Origin of the sequence: Actinosynnema sp. NPDC023658, assembly GCF_040639995.1 — a bacterium.
Classification (GTDB): Bacteria; Actinomycetota; Actinomycetes; order Mycobacteriales; family Pseudonocardiaceae; genus Actinosynnema.
In genome coordinates this window covers 1-14,338 of record NZ_JBFAAX010000131.1, presented here as the reverse complement: position 1 = coordinate 14,338, position 14,338 = coordinate 1, and the positions used below count along the sequence as shown (strand labels likewise).

Genomic DNA, 14,338 nt, shown 5'->3' with positions numbered 1-14,338 from the left:
GGAGAACGCCCCGGACACCGACACGGAGACGCCTGTGCTGCTGGCCCGCTACGACGCCCTGCTGCTGGACCTCGACGGCACGGTCTACCGGGGTCAGGAGGCCGTGCCCGGTGCGGTCGAGGCGGTCGCCGCCGCCCGCGAGCACGGCACCGGCATCCGGTTCGTCACGAACAACGCGTCCCGCTCGCCGGAGACCGTGGCTGAGCACCTGACCGAGCTGGGGTTCAACGCGGCGCTGGACGAGGTGAGCACGAGCGCCCAGGCCGCCGCGGCGATGCTGCTGGACCTGGTGCCGAAGGGTACGCGGGTGCTGGTGCTGGGCACGGATGCGCTGGCCGAGCAGGTGCGGGTGCGCGGGTTCGAGCCGACCCGCGACGCCGAGGGCGCGCAGGCGGTCGTCCAGGGGCTGTCGCAGGACCTGAGCTGGCGCGAGCTGGCCGAGGCGTGCGTCGCGATCCGGCAGGGCGGCGCGCACTGGATCGCCTGCAACGTGGACGCGACGCTGCCCACCGAGCGCGGGTTGCTGCCGGGCAACGGTTCGCTGGTGGCCGCGTTGAGGACGGCGACCGGGGTGGAGCCGCTGGTGGCGGGCAAGCCCGCGACGCCGCTGCTGGAGCAGGCCGCGAAGTCCGCCGGGGCGCAGCGGCCGCTGGTCGTGGGCGACCGGCTGGACACCGACATCGCGGGTGCGGTCAACGCGGGCATGGACTCGCTGCTGGTGCTCACCGGGGTGTCCACCGAGGCCGAGGCGAGCGACCTGCCCGAGGACCGGCGTCCGACCTACGTGGCCGCCGACCTGTCGGTGCTGCATCGGCTACCTTGAATCCGTGAGCTTCGAGGTTCCCCTCCCCGGCCCGCCCCGTGATCCCCTGGCCGGGATCGACGACGCCCTGGCCGGTCTCGACGGGTTGGACGGTCTCGACGTGGTCGAGCACGTGGCCCGGTTCGACGACGCGCACACGGCGTTGACGGTCGCGTTGTCCAGCATCGACAAGGTCTGACCGGTGCCGCGCAGGGCTCGGCTGGACGCCGAACTGGTCCGCCGCGGACTGGCCAGGTCACGGGAGCACGCGAGCCAACTCGTCGCCGAGGGCCGGGTGACCGTGCGCGGCTCCGTGGCCACGAAACCGGCCACCGCCGTCGAGCTGGACACCGCGCTGGTGGTCCGCGAGACCGACGACCCGAACTACGCCTCCCGGGGCGCGCACAAGCTCGTCGGCGCGCTGGAGGCGTTCGACGTGGCCGTCGGGGGCAAGCGGTGCCTGGACGCGGGGGCGTCGACCGGAGGGTTCACCGACGTGCTGCTGCGCGCGGGCGCGCGGCAGGTGGTGGCCGCCGACGTCGGCCGCGGCCTGCTGGACTGGCGGTTGCGCACCGACGACCGGGTCGTGGTCAAGGACAAGACCAACGTGCGGTCATTGACGCCCGAGGACATCGGCGGCCCGGTTGAACTGGTGGTGGCCGATCTGTCGTTCATCTCGTTGAGGCTGGTGCTGCCGGCGCTGGCCGCGTGCCTCGACGAGGGGGGTGACCTGATGCCGATGGTGAAGCCCCAGTTCGAGGTCGGCAAGGAACGCCTCGGCTCGGGCGGTGTGGTGCGCGACCCGGAGCTGCGGGCGGAGGCGGTGCTGGACGTGGTCGCGTCCGCCGCCGGGCTGGGTCTGCGGCTGCACGGCGTCACCGCGAGCCCGCTGCCCGGACCTGCGGGCAACGTCGAGTTCTTCGTCTGGCTGCGCCGGGGTGAGCCCCTCGACGAGGCCGACGCCACCGCGCTCGTGCGCGCCGCAGTAGCGGAAGCACCCCGATGAGAGGGCTTCAGTGACGAGGGAGATCCTGCTGGTCGTCCACACCGGACGGCGCAGCAACGTGCTGGTGGCGCAGGAGGTCGCGGCGCGGTTCGCCGCGGGCGGGGTGAAGCTGCGGGTGCTGGAGGACGAGGCGCCCGACCTGGACCCGTCCTGCTACACGCAGGTCGTGATGGCCGACGAGAAGGCCGCCGAGGGCACCGAGCTGGTGTTCGTGCTCGGCGGTGACGGCACGCTGCTGCGCGCCGCGGAGTTGGCGCGGGCGGCGGGCGTGCCGGTGCTCGGGGTGAACCTGGGCCGGGTCGGGTTCCTGGCCGAGGCCGACTCCGACGCCCTGTACGAGGCGATCCGGCACGTGATCGACCGGGACTACGAGGTCGAGGAGCGGATGACGCTCGACGTGACCGCGTCGGTCGACGGCGAGGTGCTGGAGGGCACGTGGGCGCTCAACGAGGCCAGCGTGGAGAAGAGCACCCGGGAGCGGATCCTGGACGTCGTGGTGGAGGTGGACGGCCGGCCGGTGTCGGCGTTCGGCTGCGACGGCGTGCTGGTGGCCACCCCGACCGGGTCGACGGCGTACGCGTTCTCCGCGGGCGGGCCGGTGGTGTGGCCGGACGTGCAGGCGCTGCTGGTGGTGCCGAGCAACGCGCACGCGTTGTTCGCGCGGCCCTTGGTGGTGTCGCCGGCGTCGGTGGTGGCGCTGGAGGTCGACTCGGGGGGTGAGGCGGCGGTGCTGTGCGCGGACGGTCGCCGCACGGTGAACCTGCCGCCCGGCGCGCGGGTCGAGGTCGTCGGCGGCAGCACGCCCTTGCGGCTGATCCGGCTGCGACCGGGGCCGTTCACCGACCGGCTGGTGGAGAAGTTCGAGCTGCCGGTGCAGGGGTGGCGCGGCCCGTCCGCCAGGTAGGCCGGCAGTCCGCCGGCGGCTAGATCAACAGGACCCGCGGGGGTGGACCGGGGGGAAACACCCGCCCCCGAGCACACGCTTTGTCCGCGTCGCCCAGTAGTGTTCCGGACGTGCTGGCCGAGATGCGCATCCAGGGCCTCGGTGTGATCGACGAGGCCACCCTTGAGCTCGATGCCGGTTTCACCGTGGTGACGGGCGAGACCGGCGCGGGCAAGACGATGGTCGTGACCGGGCTCCACCTGTTGGGCGGTGGTCGGGCCGAGGCGTCCCGCGTGCGCAACGGCGCGGACAAGGCGGTGGTCGAGGGGCGGTTCGTCGCGCCCGCGGGCAGCCCTGCGGCGAAGGTCGCGGAGGAGGTCGGCGGTGAGCCCGACGACGACGGCAGCGTGATCGCGGTCCGCACCGTCGGCGCCGACGGGCGTTCCCGGGCCCACCTGGGCGGTCGGTCCGTGCCGGTCGGCGTGCTGTCCGAGCTGGCCGAGCAGCTGCTCGCGGTGCACGGGCAGAACGACCAGCTGCGGCTGCTGCGGCCCGCCGAGCAGCGGTCGGTGCTCGACCGGTTCGCCGGTGACGACGTCGCGGAGCCGCTGCGCGCCTACCGGAAGATCCGCGACGAGTGGCTGCGGGTCGCCACGGAGCTGTCCGAGCGCACCGCGCGGTCGCACGAGCTGGCGCGCGAGGCCGAGCTGCTGCGGCACGGCCTGGCCGAGATCACCGCGGTCGACCCGAAGCCGGGCGAGGACGAGGAGCTGGTCGCGGAAGCACGCCGGCTGGCCGACGCCGACCAGTTGCGCGAGTCCGCGTCCGGCGCGCAGTACGCGGTGGCGGGCTCGCCGGACGGCGACCCGGACGTGCCCGGCGCGCTGGGGCTGATCGGTGAGGCCCGGCGGCGGCTGGTGGCCTCCGACGACCCGAAGCTGCGCGACCTGGAGCCTCGGCTGGTGGAGGCGGAGACGCTGCTGGCCGACGTCGGCGCGGAGATCGCGTCGTACCTGGAGCACCTGGACGCCGACCCGGCGCGGTTGGAGCAGGTGCTCGCCCGCCAGGCCGAGCTGAAGTCGTTGACGCGCAAGTACGCGGCCGACGTCGACGGCGTGATCGCGTGGGCGCAGGACGCGTCGTCGCGGCTGTCGGGGCTGGACACGTCCGACGAGGCGTTGGCGGCGTTGGCCGTGCGGCGCGACGAGCTGGCCGCGGAGCTGGCCGGGTACGCGCAGCAGGTGACGGCCGAGCGGGTCACCGCGGCCGAGGAGCTGGGCCGGGCGGTGTCGGACGAGCTGACGGGTCTGGCCATGCCGCACGCCACCGTCGAGGTAGCGGTGCGGCCCCGGGTGGCCGAGCAGGGCGACGCGCAGGCGTTGAAGGTGGGCGCGCAGCTGCTGCACGCGGGCGCCAGCGGTGTGGACGACGTGGAGCTGCGGCTGATCGCGCACCCCGGGGCGCCGGCGCTGCCGGTGCACAAGGGCGCGTCCGGCGGTGAGCTGTCGCGGGTGATGCTGGCGCTGGAGGTCGTGCTGTCGCACTCCGACCCGGTGCCCACGCTGGTGTTCGACGAGGTCGACGCCGGTGTCGGTGGTCGGGCGGCGGTCGAGGTGGGCCGCCGGCTGGCCCGGTTGGCGCGCAGCCACCAGGTCATCGTGGTCACGCACCTGCCGCAGGTCGCCGCGTTCGCGGACCGGCACCTGGTGGTGGACAAGACGGCGGACGGCGTGCTGACCCGCAGCGGTGTGCGGCGGTTGGACGAGTCGCAGCGGGTGGTCGAGCTGGCCCGGATGCTCGCGGGCATGGACTCCACCGACACCGGTCGCGCGCACGCCGAGGAACTGCTGGCGGCGGCCAAGGCGGACAAGGAGAGCGTGCCCGTCGTGCGCCGCAAGGCGAAGAAGAAGTGAACCGACGGCTGTTCGGCGCGGGCCTGCTCCTGGCGGCCGGTGTCGCAGCCGTGATCGGCACGTTCCTGCCGCTGTTCTGGGAGGGCAGCACGTTCGGGTCCACCCGGCTCGGGTTCACCACCACGTCGTGGGACACCAGATCGGACGACGCCGGGCCGGAACTGGACGCCATGCTCGGGCCGAGTCCCCAGCTCGGTGCGCCGGTGGTGGTCGCGGCGGTGCTGCTGGCGGTGGCGGCGGCGCTGGTGTTCCTGCCGGAGTCGCAGCGCCTGGCCGCCCGCTACACCGCGATCGCCGCCACGGGCCTGCTGGCCGGTTCGGTGTGGGCGACGATCTCCGTGGCCGCGGCGGCGCTCGGCCGCTCGGTGAACACGGACGTCGGCTCCTACGGCGCGGAGACCGGTGACGGCGTGGCGGTGCTGGGCGCGTCGGTGCTGGTCGCGGTGGCGGGGGTGGTGCTGCTGCACGCCCGGCGGCCCGAGCGGCGACCTGCCGGTCCGCTGGTCCACCGGGTCGACGACGCCGGCGGCGAGGTCGGGGACGACGTCCGGGACGACGTTCCGGGCGACGCGGGCTCCGACGACGTGGACACCCCGCGGCTCGGGATGCCGGTGGTCGAGGTGGCGCAGCTCCCGGAGTCGGACTACCGCCGGCCGGACCCCTCGGACGGCAGCGCCTGACCGCGCCGCCCGCGCGGCGGTCCCGCCGCGGCACCCGGTCGGCCGATCGGAGGCGGCGCGCGGCGCGGTGGTGCTGGTAGGTGTGGTGTGGTGGGCCGCGTCGCACGCCCCGGACACCGAGGAGATCGCCACATGACCCGCCGCACGATCGCGGTCATCACCATCGGCGCGGGCGCGCTGTTCGTGGTGCTGGGCTCGCTGTTCCCGCTGTACGGCAACGAGACGATCCTGAAGTACGGGCCGAACGGCCCCCTGCCCGAGGGCGAGCGCCGGGTGGTGGCGCTCACCGGGTGGGAGTACGTGCAGGAGCCGATGCCGGACCCGAGCCCGAGCGGCACCGGGTTCGACTTCCCCGTCTACGGCTACGCCCTGGCCTTCGCCGCCGTCCTCGCCGCCGCCGGCGCGCTCCTCCAGTTCCGGTCGCCGCTGCTCGCCGCGATCGGCCGGTTCGGCGTGCTCACGGGCTTCGGGATGGTCGTCGGCACGCTGTGGACGGTGCTGGAGACGTTGCGGACGTTGTTCGGCGCCAACGCCGGCAGGAGCAGCGCCGACGTCGTCTCGCGGGGGTTCGTGGGCACGGGCACCTGGCTGGTCGGTGGTGCGGCGGTGGCGCTGCTGGTCGGCGTGGTGCTGGCGCAGGAGTGGCCGGCACGCCTGCCCCGACCCGAGGGCGCGTCGGTCTACCAGGTCGGCGATGACGACGACACGCCTCCGTTCGGCATCGCCATCCCCGTCACCGAGCTGGACGTGACCGAGGCCGGGCCCGTGCCGCCGGTGGCCGAGCTGCCCGGGACCGAGCTCCGCGGGGCCGGGCTCCCCGGGGCGGTGCTGTCCGGCTCCGAGCTGTCCGGAGCCGAGCCGTCCGGGACGGAGCCGTCCGGAGCCGATCTGTCGGGGGCGGAGCTGCCGGGTGCGCGCACGGCACCGGACCGGTCGACCGGCGACGGCCGTCACCCGACCGGGGGAAATCCGTCCACTGTGGAATGAATACGGCCTTGACCTGCCCCTACCGGCTCGGCGTGTTGGCCGCCCACCGCCCGCGCGGTGGGTCACCATCGGGGGCATGAAGCTCTCCGGGTTGCTCGGCCGCACGAACCACGAACAGCCAGGCGTCACCGGCGTGGCGCGGGTCGATCGCCGCTCGGGTGACCTGCTGCGCCGGTTGGGGCCCGGTGACGTCGCGGTCCTCGACCACGTCGACATCGACCGCCGCACGGCCGAGGCCCTCGTGCACGCCGGGGTGGTGGGCGTGGTCAACGCCTCGCCGTCCATCTCCGGCCGGTTCCCGAACCTCGGCCCGGAGCTGCTGGTCGAGGCGGGCGTCGTGCTGGTCGACGGCGTCGGCACGGCGGTGCTGCGCGAGCTGAAGGAGGGCGCCCGGCTGCGGCTGCACGACGGCGCGGTGTTCGTCGGCGGCAAGGAGGTCGCGCGGGGCGTCCAGCAGGACGCCGAGTCGATCGCGGACGCGATGATCGAGGCCAAGGCGGGCATGGCCGCGCAGCTGGAGGCGTTCTCCGCGAACACCACCGAGTTCCTGCGCCGGGAGCGGGCGCTCATCCTCGACGGCGTCGGCGTGCCCGAGCTGTACGTGCCGATGCGCGACCGGCAGGTGCTGGTCGTCGCGGGCGGTCCCCGGCACGCCGAGGAGCTGCGCGCCCTGCGCAAGTACGTCCGCGAGCACCGGCCGGTGCTGATCGGCGTGGACGCGGGCGCGGACACCCTGCACGAAGCCGGGTACAAGCCGGACGTCATCGTCGGAGACCCGGACGCCATCGGCACCGAGACCCTCAGGGCCGGGTCCGAGGTCGTGGTGCCCGCGCAGGTCGACGGCCACGCGCCCGGCCTGGAGCGCATCCAGGACCTCGGCATCGGCGCGGTGACGTTCCCGGCGGCCGGCAACGCCGAGGACCTGGCGCTGCTGCTGGCCGAGGCGCACGGCGCGTCGCTGGTGGTGACGGTGGGCCTGCAGGCCGGGCTGCGGGAGTTCCTGGACCGCGGCAACGCCGGGTCCACCCCCTCGACGTTCCTCACCCGGCTCAAGCTCGGCAACAAGCTCGTGGACTCCTACGCCGTCGCGACCCTGCACCGCAGCCGGATCTCGTCGGGCCTGGTGGCCCTGCTGGTGCTGGCCGCGGTCGTGGCGATGGTGACCGCGCTGGCCGTCTCCGGCGTCGGCGCGGTCTACACCGACCTCGTCGCCGGCGCGTTCCGATCCGCCGTCGACTGGCTCAAGGGGTTGTTCGCGTGATCTCGCTGCGCTACCACATCGTCTCGATCACCGCGGTGTTCCTGGCACTGGCCCTCGGGGTGGTGCTCGGCTCCACCGCGATCAGCGGCCGGCTGCTGTCCGGCATCACCGACGACAACGGCGCGTTGAACCGGCAGGTCGCGACCCTTCAGGCCGAGCGCAACGGCCTGGACGCCCGGCTCTCCGACGCCGACCGGTTCGCGGGCTCGATCGGTCCGCTGGCGGTGGCGGGGCAGCTGACCGACCGGACCGTCGTGCTGGTCACCACCGCCGATGCCGCGCCGGGGGACCGGGACGCGCTGGTCGACCTGCTGCGCGCGGCGGGCGCGAAGCTCACCGGTGAGCTCCAGCTCGCCGAGTCGTTCACCGACCCGGACAAGGCCGACCAGCTGCTCGACCTGGTCGCCCGGCTGCAACCCGCGGGCACCCAGCTGCCCACCGGCGCCGACCCCGGCACCCGCGCGGGCGGCCTGCTCGGGTCCGTGCTGCTGCTCGACAAGGACACCGACAAGCCGCGCGCCACCCCGGACGAGGCGGCGGCGGCGCTGGGCGGGCTGTCCAGCTCCGGGTTCGTCAAGGCGGGCCAGGTGCCCGCGCCCGCGCAGTTGGCCGTCGTGCTGACCGGGGGCTCGCTGACGGGTGATTCGGCGTCCGACCGGGCGGCGGTGGTGGCGCGGTTCGCCGCCCAGCTCGACCGGTCCGGCGCGGGCACGGTGCTGGCGGGCGGCAGCGGCTCGGCCGACGGCACGGGCGCGGTGGGCGTGGTGCGGGCGGACACGGCGGCGACGTCCGTGCTGTCGACCGTGGACCACGCCGACACGGCGGCCGGACGGGTGGTGGTGGTGCTCGCGCTGCGTGAGCAGCTGGCGGGCAAGGCCGGTCGGTACGGGCTGGCGGGCAACGCGGAAGGCCCCGCGCCGGGAACGGCGGGCTGACGAGCGGGAACGGGGGTTCGCGCCCTGGTCGTCGCGTCGTGGTCCCCTGGTCGCACGGTCCTAGGCCATCCGAGTGATGCGACTCCGCACCCACCAGCGCGCTGGGTGACCGGCGGCGTGTTAGCGTTAGGGCCCGTGGACAGGGCGCTGAGCTGTGCGGAACCACCGCGGCCGGCCCCTAGCGGACATCCAGACCACGGGGAGCCTCCTTGGTGCAGCAGGCACGTACGACCAAGCACGTTTTCGTCACCGGGGGTGTGGCTTCCTCCCTCGGCAAGGGGTTGACCGCGTCGAGCCTCGGTCAGCTGCTCACCTCTCGTGGTCTCCGGGTGACCATGCAGAAGCTCGACCCCTACCTGAACGTCGATCCGGGCACGATGAACCCGTTCCAGCACGGCGAGGTGTTCGTCACCGACGACGGCGCGGAGACCGACCTCGACATCGGCCACTACGAGCGGTTCCTGGCGCGTGACCTGTCCGGCGACGCGAACGTCACCACCGGTCAGGTGTACTCCGAGGTCATCGCGAAGGAGCGGCGCGGCGAGTACCTGGGCGACACGGTCCAGGTGATCCCGCACATCACCGACGAGATCAAGCGGCGCATCCGGGCCATGGCCGAGCCGGGACCGGACGGCGTCGTCCCCGACGTGGTGATCACCGAGGTCGGCGGCACGGTCGGTGACATCGAGTCGCTGCCCTTCCTGGAGGCGTGCCGGCAGGTCCGTCACGACGTGGGCCGCGACAACGTGTTCTTCCTGCACGTGTCGCTGGTGCCCTACCTCGCGCCCTCCGGTGAGCTGAAGACCAAGCCGACGCAGCACTCCGTGGCCGCGCTGCGCAACATCGGCATCCAGCCCGACGCCATCGTGTGCCGGGCGGACCGGGAGATCCCGGACGCGTTGAAGCGCAAGATCGGCCTGATGTGCGACGTGGACACCGAGGCCGTGGTGGCGGCGGTGGACGCGCGGTCCATCTACGACATCCCCAAGGTGCTGCACGGCGAGGGCCTGGACGCGTACGTGGTGCGGCGGCTGGACCTGCCGTTCCGCGACGTCGACTGGACCGTGTGGGGTGACCTGCTCGACCGGGTGCACAACCCGTCCGAGAAGGTCCGCATCGGCCTGGTCGGCAAGTACGTCGACCTGCCCGACGCCTACCTGTCGGTGACCGAGGCGCTGCGCGCGGGCGGGTTCGCGCACCGCACCAAGGTCGAGATCGCGTGGGTGCCGTCCGACGAGTGCCAGACGCCGTCCGGCGCGGCGCACGCCCTCGGCGGGCTCGACGCGATCCTCATCCCCGGCGGTTTCGGGGTGCGCGGCATCGAGGGCAAGATCGGGGCCATCACCTACGCCCGGACCCGCGGCATCCCGCTGCTGGGCCTGTGCCTGGGGTTGCAGTGCCTGGTCATCGAGGCGGCGCGCAACCTCGCGGGCATCTCCGACGCGAACTCCTCGGAGTTCGAGGACACCGGGTCGCCGGTCATCAGCACCATGGCCGACCAGGAGGACGTGGTCTCCGGTCAGCGCGACATGGGCGGCACGATGCGGCTCGGCGCGTACCCCGCGTCGCTGCTGCCGGGGTCGCAGGTCGCGTCGGCCTACGGGTCGACCGAGGTGTCCGAGCGGCACCGGCACCGCTACGAGGTGAACAACGCCTACCGGTCGCAGCTGTCCGACGCGGGCCTGGTGTTCTCCGGGACGTCGCCGGACGGGCGGCTGGTGGAGTTCGTCGAGCTGCCCGCCGACGTGCACCCGTTCTTCGTGGCCACGCAGGCGCACCCGGAGCTGAAGTCCCGCCCGACCCGCCCGCACCCGCTGTTCGCGGCGTTCGTGAAGGCGGCGCTGGACTACCGGCTGGCCGACCGGCTGCCGCTGCCCGAGACCGCGGGGGTGGCCCAGTGAGCGGGCGGCACGAGTTCGGCACTGTTTCGTCGCGGGACGTGCACGTCGGGCGCGTCGTCGCGTTGCGGGTGGACGAGGTCGCCATGCCTGGTGGCGGTACGGCGTCGCGCGAGGTGGTGGAACACCTCGGCGCGGTGGCGGTGGTGGCCTTGGACGACGCCGGTGCGGTCACGTTGATCGACCAGTACCGGCACCCGCTGGGCCGGCGGCTGTGGGAGCTGCCGGCCGGGTTGTTGGACGCGGGTGACGAGACGCCGCTGGACGCGGCCCGGCGCGAGCTGGCCGAGGAGGTCGGGCTGGCGGCGTCGGAGTGGGTGACGTTGGTGGACGTCGCCGTGTCTCCCGGGTTCACCGACGAGGTGGTGCGGGTGTTCCTGGCCCGCGGCCTCAGCGTCGTGGACCGCGACGTGCAGGGCGACGAGGAGGCCGACCTGGAGGCGAAGACCTTCCCGTTGGCCGAGGCGGTGGACATGGTCCTGGCCGGGGAGATCGTCAACGGCCCCGCCGTGTCCGGCCTGCTCGCCGCGCACGTCGTGGTCACCGGCGGTGGCGAGGGGCGTCCGTCCGACGCCCCGTTCCGCGACCGCCCGACCCGCTTCGCCTCCCGCGACTCCTGACCGCTCCGCCCGGGGGTCCGGGCGCTCGACTCGCCGGTGCCGGACGTAGGACTCTCGCGAGAGTCCTACGTCCAGGTCGCGAGAGTCCTACGCTCAGGACCGGTGAGTTCAACGTTCGGACCGCGCGTGTCCTACGTCCGGGTCACCCGTGTCCTACGTTCAGGTCGTGCGTGTCCTACGTCCGGAACGCGCGTGTCCTACGTGCAGGACAGGTGAGTTGAACGTTCAGGGGTCGGCGCGGCCCGTGGTCGGAGCGGATGATGGTGTTCGTGGGTGTGCGGGGTCCGTTGGCGGTGGCCGCGGCGGCGGTGGGTGGGTGCGGGGTGCTGCTGTTCGTGGACCCCAACCGGCCCGGGTCGCTGTTGCCGCCGTGCCCGCTCTACGCGTTGACCGGCATCCAGTGCCCGGCCTGCGGGTCCACCCGGATGGTGCACGCCCTGCTGCACGGCGACCTGGTCGGCGCCTGGCACTTCAACGCCGTGATGCTGCTGGCCGGGCTGCCGCTGCTGGTCTGGCTGTGGGTGCGGTGGTTCCGGGCGGCCAGGGACGGGCGGCCCGCGCCGCCGGTGTCGCGGAAGGTCGGCGTGCCGGTGGTGGCGCTGGCCGTCACGTGGATGCTCGTGCGGAACCTAGTCGCGTAGCTTGCGGCCCTGGCTGTCGGTGCCGCCGTTGACCAGCAGGATGATCCCGTCGATCAACGACCAGATGCCGCACCCGCCGCACGTCAGCAGCTGCGCGATGCCGATCCCGGTGTCCCCGATGTAGAACCGGCCGATGCCGAACGGCAGCGCCAGCTGCAGCACGCCCGCCGCGATGCGCGACTTGTCCGACAGCGGCTGCCCGGTCACCGGGTCCAGGCCGTACGGCGCGTTCGGGTTGAAGCCGGGCGGGTAGCCGTACCCCGTGCCGTAGGCCTGGGACGGGCCCGCGTAGCCGGGAGGCGGGTAGCCGGGAGGCGGGTAGCCGGGGGCACCCTGGCCGGGGACGCCGTAACCCGGGGTGGCGTACCCGGTGTACCCGGGCGGCGGCGGGGGAGCGTACGCGGCGGTCGGCGGGTAGGACGGCGGCAGGAACACGGGGTGAGGCTGCGGCAGGTCGTGGAACAGCGAGGCCAGCTCCTGCGCGGACTGGGCCGCGGACGCGTAGCCGACGCGCTGCTCGTACTCGCCGATCTCCAGGCGACCGGCCGCGAAGTGGTCGTTCAGCGCGCTGATCGCCTCTTCGCGCTGCTGGTCACCGATGCGCACCTGGTGTGGTTCCGACACGGGTAGACGCTAACAGCCGGTGAGGGGCGGTCGAGCCGGAACGCGCTGGTCGAGCCCCAACCGGTAGGTCGACCTACGCTTCGGACGTGCCGGCCGGCGTTCCCCGAGGGGTGCAGGACCACGAGTGCCGCACCGCCACCGACCGGTGGGTGCGGTGCGGCCTCGACGCGGGCGCGCGCGAACGTCACACTGCCCTGCGTGGCTGCGTTGGCGGACAAGGGATTCCGGTCGGTGCGCGGCACGGGCGTGCGAACTGCGGTGCCGGGGTTCCGCGAGTGGGGGCGGGGCTGTGAGCGCCTGGGGTGGGGTGCCGGGGCCGTGGGTGACGGAGTTGTGGGTGGTGGAGTTGCTGGTGGTGGGCCGGTGAGTGACCCGGCTGTGGATGAGCGAGCTGGGGGTGGCCGGGCTGCGGGCGACCGGGCTGAGGATGACCGGGCTGCGGATGACCGGGCTGAGGGTGGCGGAGTTGCGGGCGATCGGGCTGCGGATGAGCGAGCTGGGGATGACCGGGCTGCGGGTGACGTGGACGTGACTGGTCGAGTGGTGGGTGGGGAGGCCGGGAAGGTGGGGTCCGGAGCATCGCGGGCGGAGGGTGGAGCGCCGGAATTGTCGGACCCCGCCGGTAAGGTAAAAGCAGGGGTCCCCTTGGCGGGTACCCCTGCGGGGCGTGCGATGAGAGCTTTCCTGGACCACCTGGCGGTGGAGCGGGGCACGGCGCGCAACACGCTCGACTCGTACGGTAGGGACCTGCGCCGGTACGCCGAGCACCTGGTGGCCAAGGGGGTCGACGACCTGGCCGACGTCACCGAGGCCCTGGTCGGTGACTTCCTGGCGGTGCTGCGCGAGTCCGGCCTGGCGGCCTCCTCCGCCGCGCGCACCCTGGTCGCGGTCCGCGGCCTGCACCGGTTCGCCCACCTCGAAGGCCTCACCCCGCACGACCCGGCCCGGCCCGTCCGCCCGCCGACGCCACCGCGCCGCCTGCCCAAGGCGCTGCCCGTCCACGACGTGCTGAAGCTCCTCGAAGGCCCCACCGACACCCCCGCCCACCTGCGCGACCGCGCCCTGCTCGAACTGCTGTACTCCAGCGGCGCGCGGATCTCCGAGGTCGTCGGACTGGACGTGGACGACGTCGACACCGCCGAACGCACCGTGCTGCTCGACGGCAAGGGCGGCAAGCAGCGCATCGTGCCCGTCGGCCGCCCCGCGCTCCAGGCGCTCGACGCCTACCTGGTGCGCGCCCGCCCCGCCCTGGCCAAGCGCGGCACGCCCGCGCTGTTCCTCAACGCCCGCGGCGGCAGGCTGTCCCGGCAGACCGCCTGGCACGTGCTGAAGGCCGCGGCCGAACGGGCGGGCGTCGAAGCCGAAGTCTCGCCGCACACCCTGCGGCACTCGTTCGCCACCCACCTGCTCGAAGGGGGCGCTGACGTGCGCGTCGTGCAGGAACTGCTGGGGCACGCCTCCGTGACGACGACGCAGGTCTACACGCTGGTCACCGTCAACACCTTGCGCGAGGTCTACGCGACCGCTCATCCTCGCGCATCGGGCGGAACGTGAGCCGTCCACGGGTACCTTGTCGCACACCTGACCGGGTACCCACCCAGGAAGCAGGAGCCCGACGAGCTGGAGGTGCCGACCAGGTGCCGAACTTGGACGAGCCCGAGCGCAGCGCGATCGAGCTGGGCGCGGTGCTGCACGCGTTGAGCGACGCCACCCGGCTGGCGGTGGTGCGGCAGATCGAGGCCGACGGCGAGCGCCTCTGCGGGGCGCTCATGGTGGACGTCGCCAAGTCCACCCTGTCGCAGCACCTGCGCGTGCTGCGGGAGGCGGGCATCACCCGGACCAGGGCGCGCGGCAACCAGCGGTGGGTGTCGCTGCGGCGCGACGACCTCGACGAACTGTTCCCCGGCCTGCTCGACGTCGTGCTCCGCGCCGCCGACCGCGGTGGCCGCGGGACCGGCGTCGGAGCGGGTGCGAAGACCCACGGGCAGGTCGACCCGGAGGTCTGCGACGAGGCCGGTGGGGAGGCGGTCGCGGTGGGCGGCCCGGCGGGCGCCACGCGCTGAGACGGGCCCGGACGCGCCGAGAAGG

16 protein-coding genes are annotated in these 14,338 nt (G+C 73.8%); 15 read left to right on the top strand and 1 reads right to left on the bottom strand.

Annotation, left to right across the window (positions count from 1 at the left end; genetic code table 11):
- The first annotated feature begins 34 nt into the window (after positions 1-34).
- From AB0G02_RS16815 to AB0G02_RS16760, 12 genes are all read left to right on the top strand, one after another.
- Positions 35-823, top strand: a complete 789-nt coding sequence (locus tag AB0G02_RS16815) for an HAD-IIA family hydrolase (protein WP_360794642.1) — start codon at positions 35-37, stop codon at positions 821-823.
- 4 nt (positions 824-827) lie between these two features.
- Positions 828-1,001, top strand: a complete 174-nt coding sequence (locus AB0G02_RS16810; RefSeq protein ID WP_360794639.1) for a hypothetical protein — start codon at positions 828-830, stop codon at positions 999-1,001.
- 3 nt (positions 1,002-1,004) lie between these two features.
- Positions 1,005-1,808 carry a TlyA family RNA methyltransferase gene (locus tag AB0G02_RS16805; RefSeq protein WP_360794637.1) on the top strand — a complete coding sequence of 268 codons (804 nt, stop codon included), beginning with the start codon at positions 1,005-1,007 and terminating at the stop codon, positions 1,806-1,808.
- A gap of 10 nt (positions 1,809-1,818) precedes the next feature.
- Positions 1,819-2,712, top strand: a complete 894-nt coding sequence (locus AB0G02_RS16800; RefSeq protein WP_360794635.1) for an NAD kinase — start codon at positions 1,819-1,821, stop codon at positions 2,710-2,712.
- Between the two features lie 110 nt (positions 2,713-2,822).
- Complete coding sequence (gene recN, locus AB0G02_RS16795; protein WP_360794633.1) at positions 2,823-4,604, top strand: DNA repair protein RecN; 1,782 nt, start codon at positions 2,823-2,825, stop codon at positions 4,602-4,604.
- Positions 4,601-5,284 carry a hypothetical protein gene (locus tag AB0G02_RS16790; protein ID WP_360794631.1) on the top strand — a complete coding sequence of 228 codons (684 nt, stop codon included), beginning with the start codon at positions 4,601-4,603 and terminating at the stop codon, positions 5,282-5,284. Before recN ends, AB0G02_RS16790 begins: the two co-directional genes overlap by 4 nt.
- 132 nt (positions 5,285-5,416) lie before the next feature.
- Positions 5,417-6,271: a hypothetical protein gene (locus AB0G02_RS16785; protein WP_360794629.1), complete on the top strand. Its 855-nt coding sequence runs from the start codon at positions 5,417-5,419 to the stop codon at positions 6,269-6,271.
- A 76-nt stretch (positions 6,272-6,347) separates the two neighbouring features.
- Positions 6,348-7,532 carry a putative cytokinetic ring protein SteA gene (gene steA / locus AB0G02_RS16780; RefSeq protein ID WP_360794627.1) on the top strand — a complete coding sequence of 395 codons (1,185 nt, stop codon included), beginning with the start codon at positions 6,348-6,350 and terminating at the stop codon, positions 7,530-7,532.
- Positions 7,529-8,467, top strand: coding sequence for a copper transporter (locus tag AB0G02_RS16775; protein ID WP_360794625.1), 939 nt, complete (start codon positions 7,529-7,531; stop codon positions 8,465-8,467). Before steA ends, AB0G02_RS16775 begins: the two co-directional genes overlap by 4 nt.
- A gap of 209 nt (positions 8,468-8,676) precedes the next feature.
- On the top strand, positions 8,677-10,368 hold the full coding sequence (locus AB0G02_RS16770) for a CTP synthase (protein WP_360794623.1): 1,692 nt from the start codon (positions 8,677-8,679) through the stop codon (positions 10,366-10,368).
- Positions 10,365-10,985, top strand: coding sequence for an NUDIX hydrolase (locus AB0G02_RS16765; protein ID WP_360794621.1), 621 nt, complete (start codon positions 10,365-10,367; stop codon positions 10,983-10,985). Before AB0G02_RS16770 ends, AB0G02_RS16765 begins: the two co-directional genes overlap by 4 nt.
- Before the next feature lie 257 nt (positions 10,986-11,242).
- Positions 11,243-11,626 (top strand): DUF2752 domain-containing protein, encoded by a 384-nt coding sequence (locus AB0G02_RS16760; RefSeq protein WP_360794619.1) that lies wholly within the window; start codon positions 11,243-11,245, stop codon positions 11,624-11,626.
- Here the strand turns inward: AB0G02_RS16760 and AB0G02_RS16755 are convergent.
- Positions 11,615-12,250, bottom strand: a complete 636-nt coding sequence (locus AB0G02_RS16755) for a DUF1707 domain-containing protein (protein ID WP_360794617.1) — start codon at positions 12,248-12,250, stop codon at positions 11,615-11,617. The genes AB0G02_RS16760 and AB0G02_RS16755 overlap by 12 nt on opposite strands.
- A gap of 382 nt (positions 12,251-12,632) precedes the next feature.
- Here AB0G02_RS16755 and AB0G02_RS16750 point away from each other — a divergent pair, with 382 nt between their 5' ends.
- The 3 genes from AB0G02_RS16750 to AB0G02_RS16740 all read left to right on the top strand — a co-directional run bounded on the left by AB0G02_RS16750 (position 12,633) and on the right by AB0G02_RS16740 (position 14,313).
- Positions 12,633-12,782, top strand: a complete 150-nt coding sequence (locus AB0G02_RS16750; RefSeq protein WP_360794615.1) for a hypothetical protein — start codon at positions 12,633-12,635, stop codon at positions 12,780-12,782.
- A gap of 140 nt (positions 12,783-12,922) precedes the next feature.
- A complete protein-coding gene (gene xerD / locus AB0G02_RS16745) occupies positions 12,923-13,804 on the top strand; it encodes a site-specific tyrosine recombinase XerD (protein ID WP_360794613.1) in 882 nt (293 codons plus the stop codon).
- Between the two features lie 83 nt (positions 13,805-13,887).
- Positions 13,888-14,313: a metalloregulator ArsR/SmtB family transcription factor gene (locus AB0G02_RS16740; protein ID WP_360794611.1), complete on the top strand. Its 426-nt coding sequence runs from the start codon at positions 13,888-13,890 to the stop codon at positions 14,311-14,313.
- Positions 14,314-14,338: the final 25 nt, after the last annotated feature.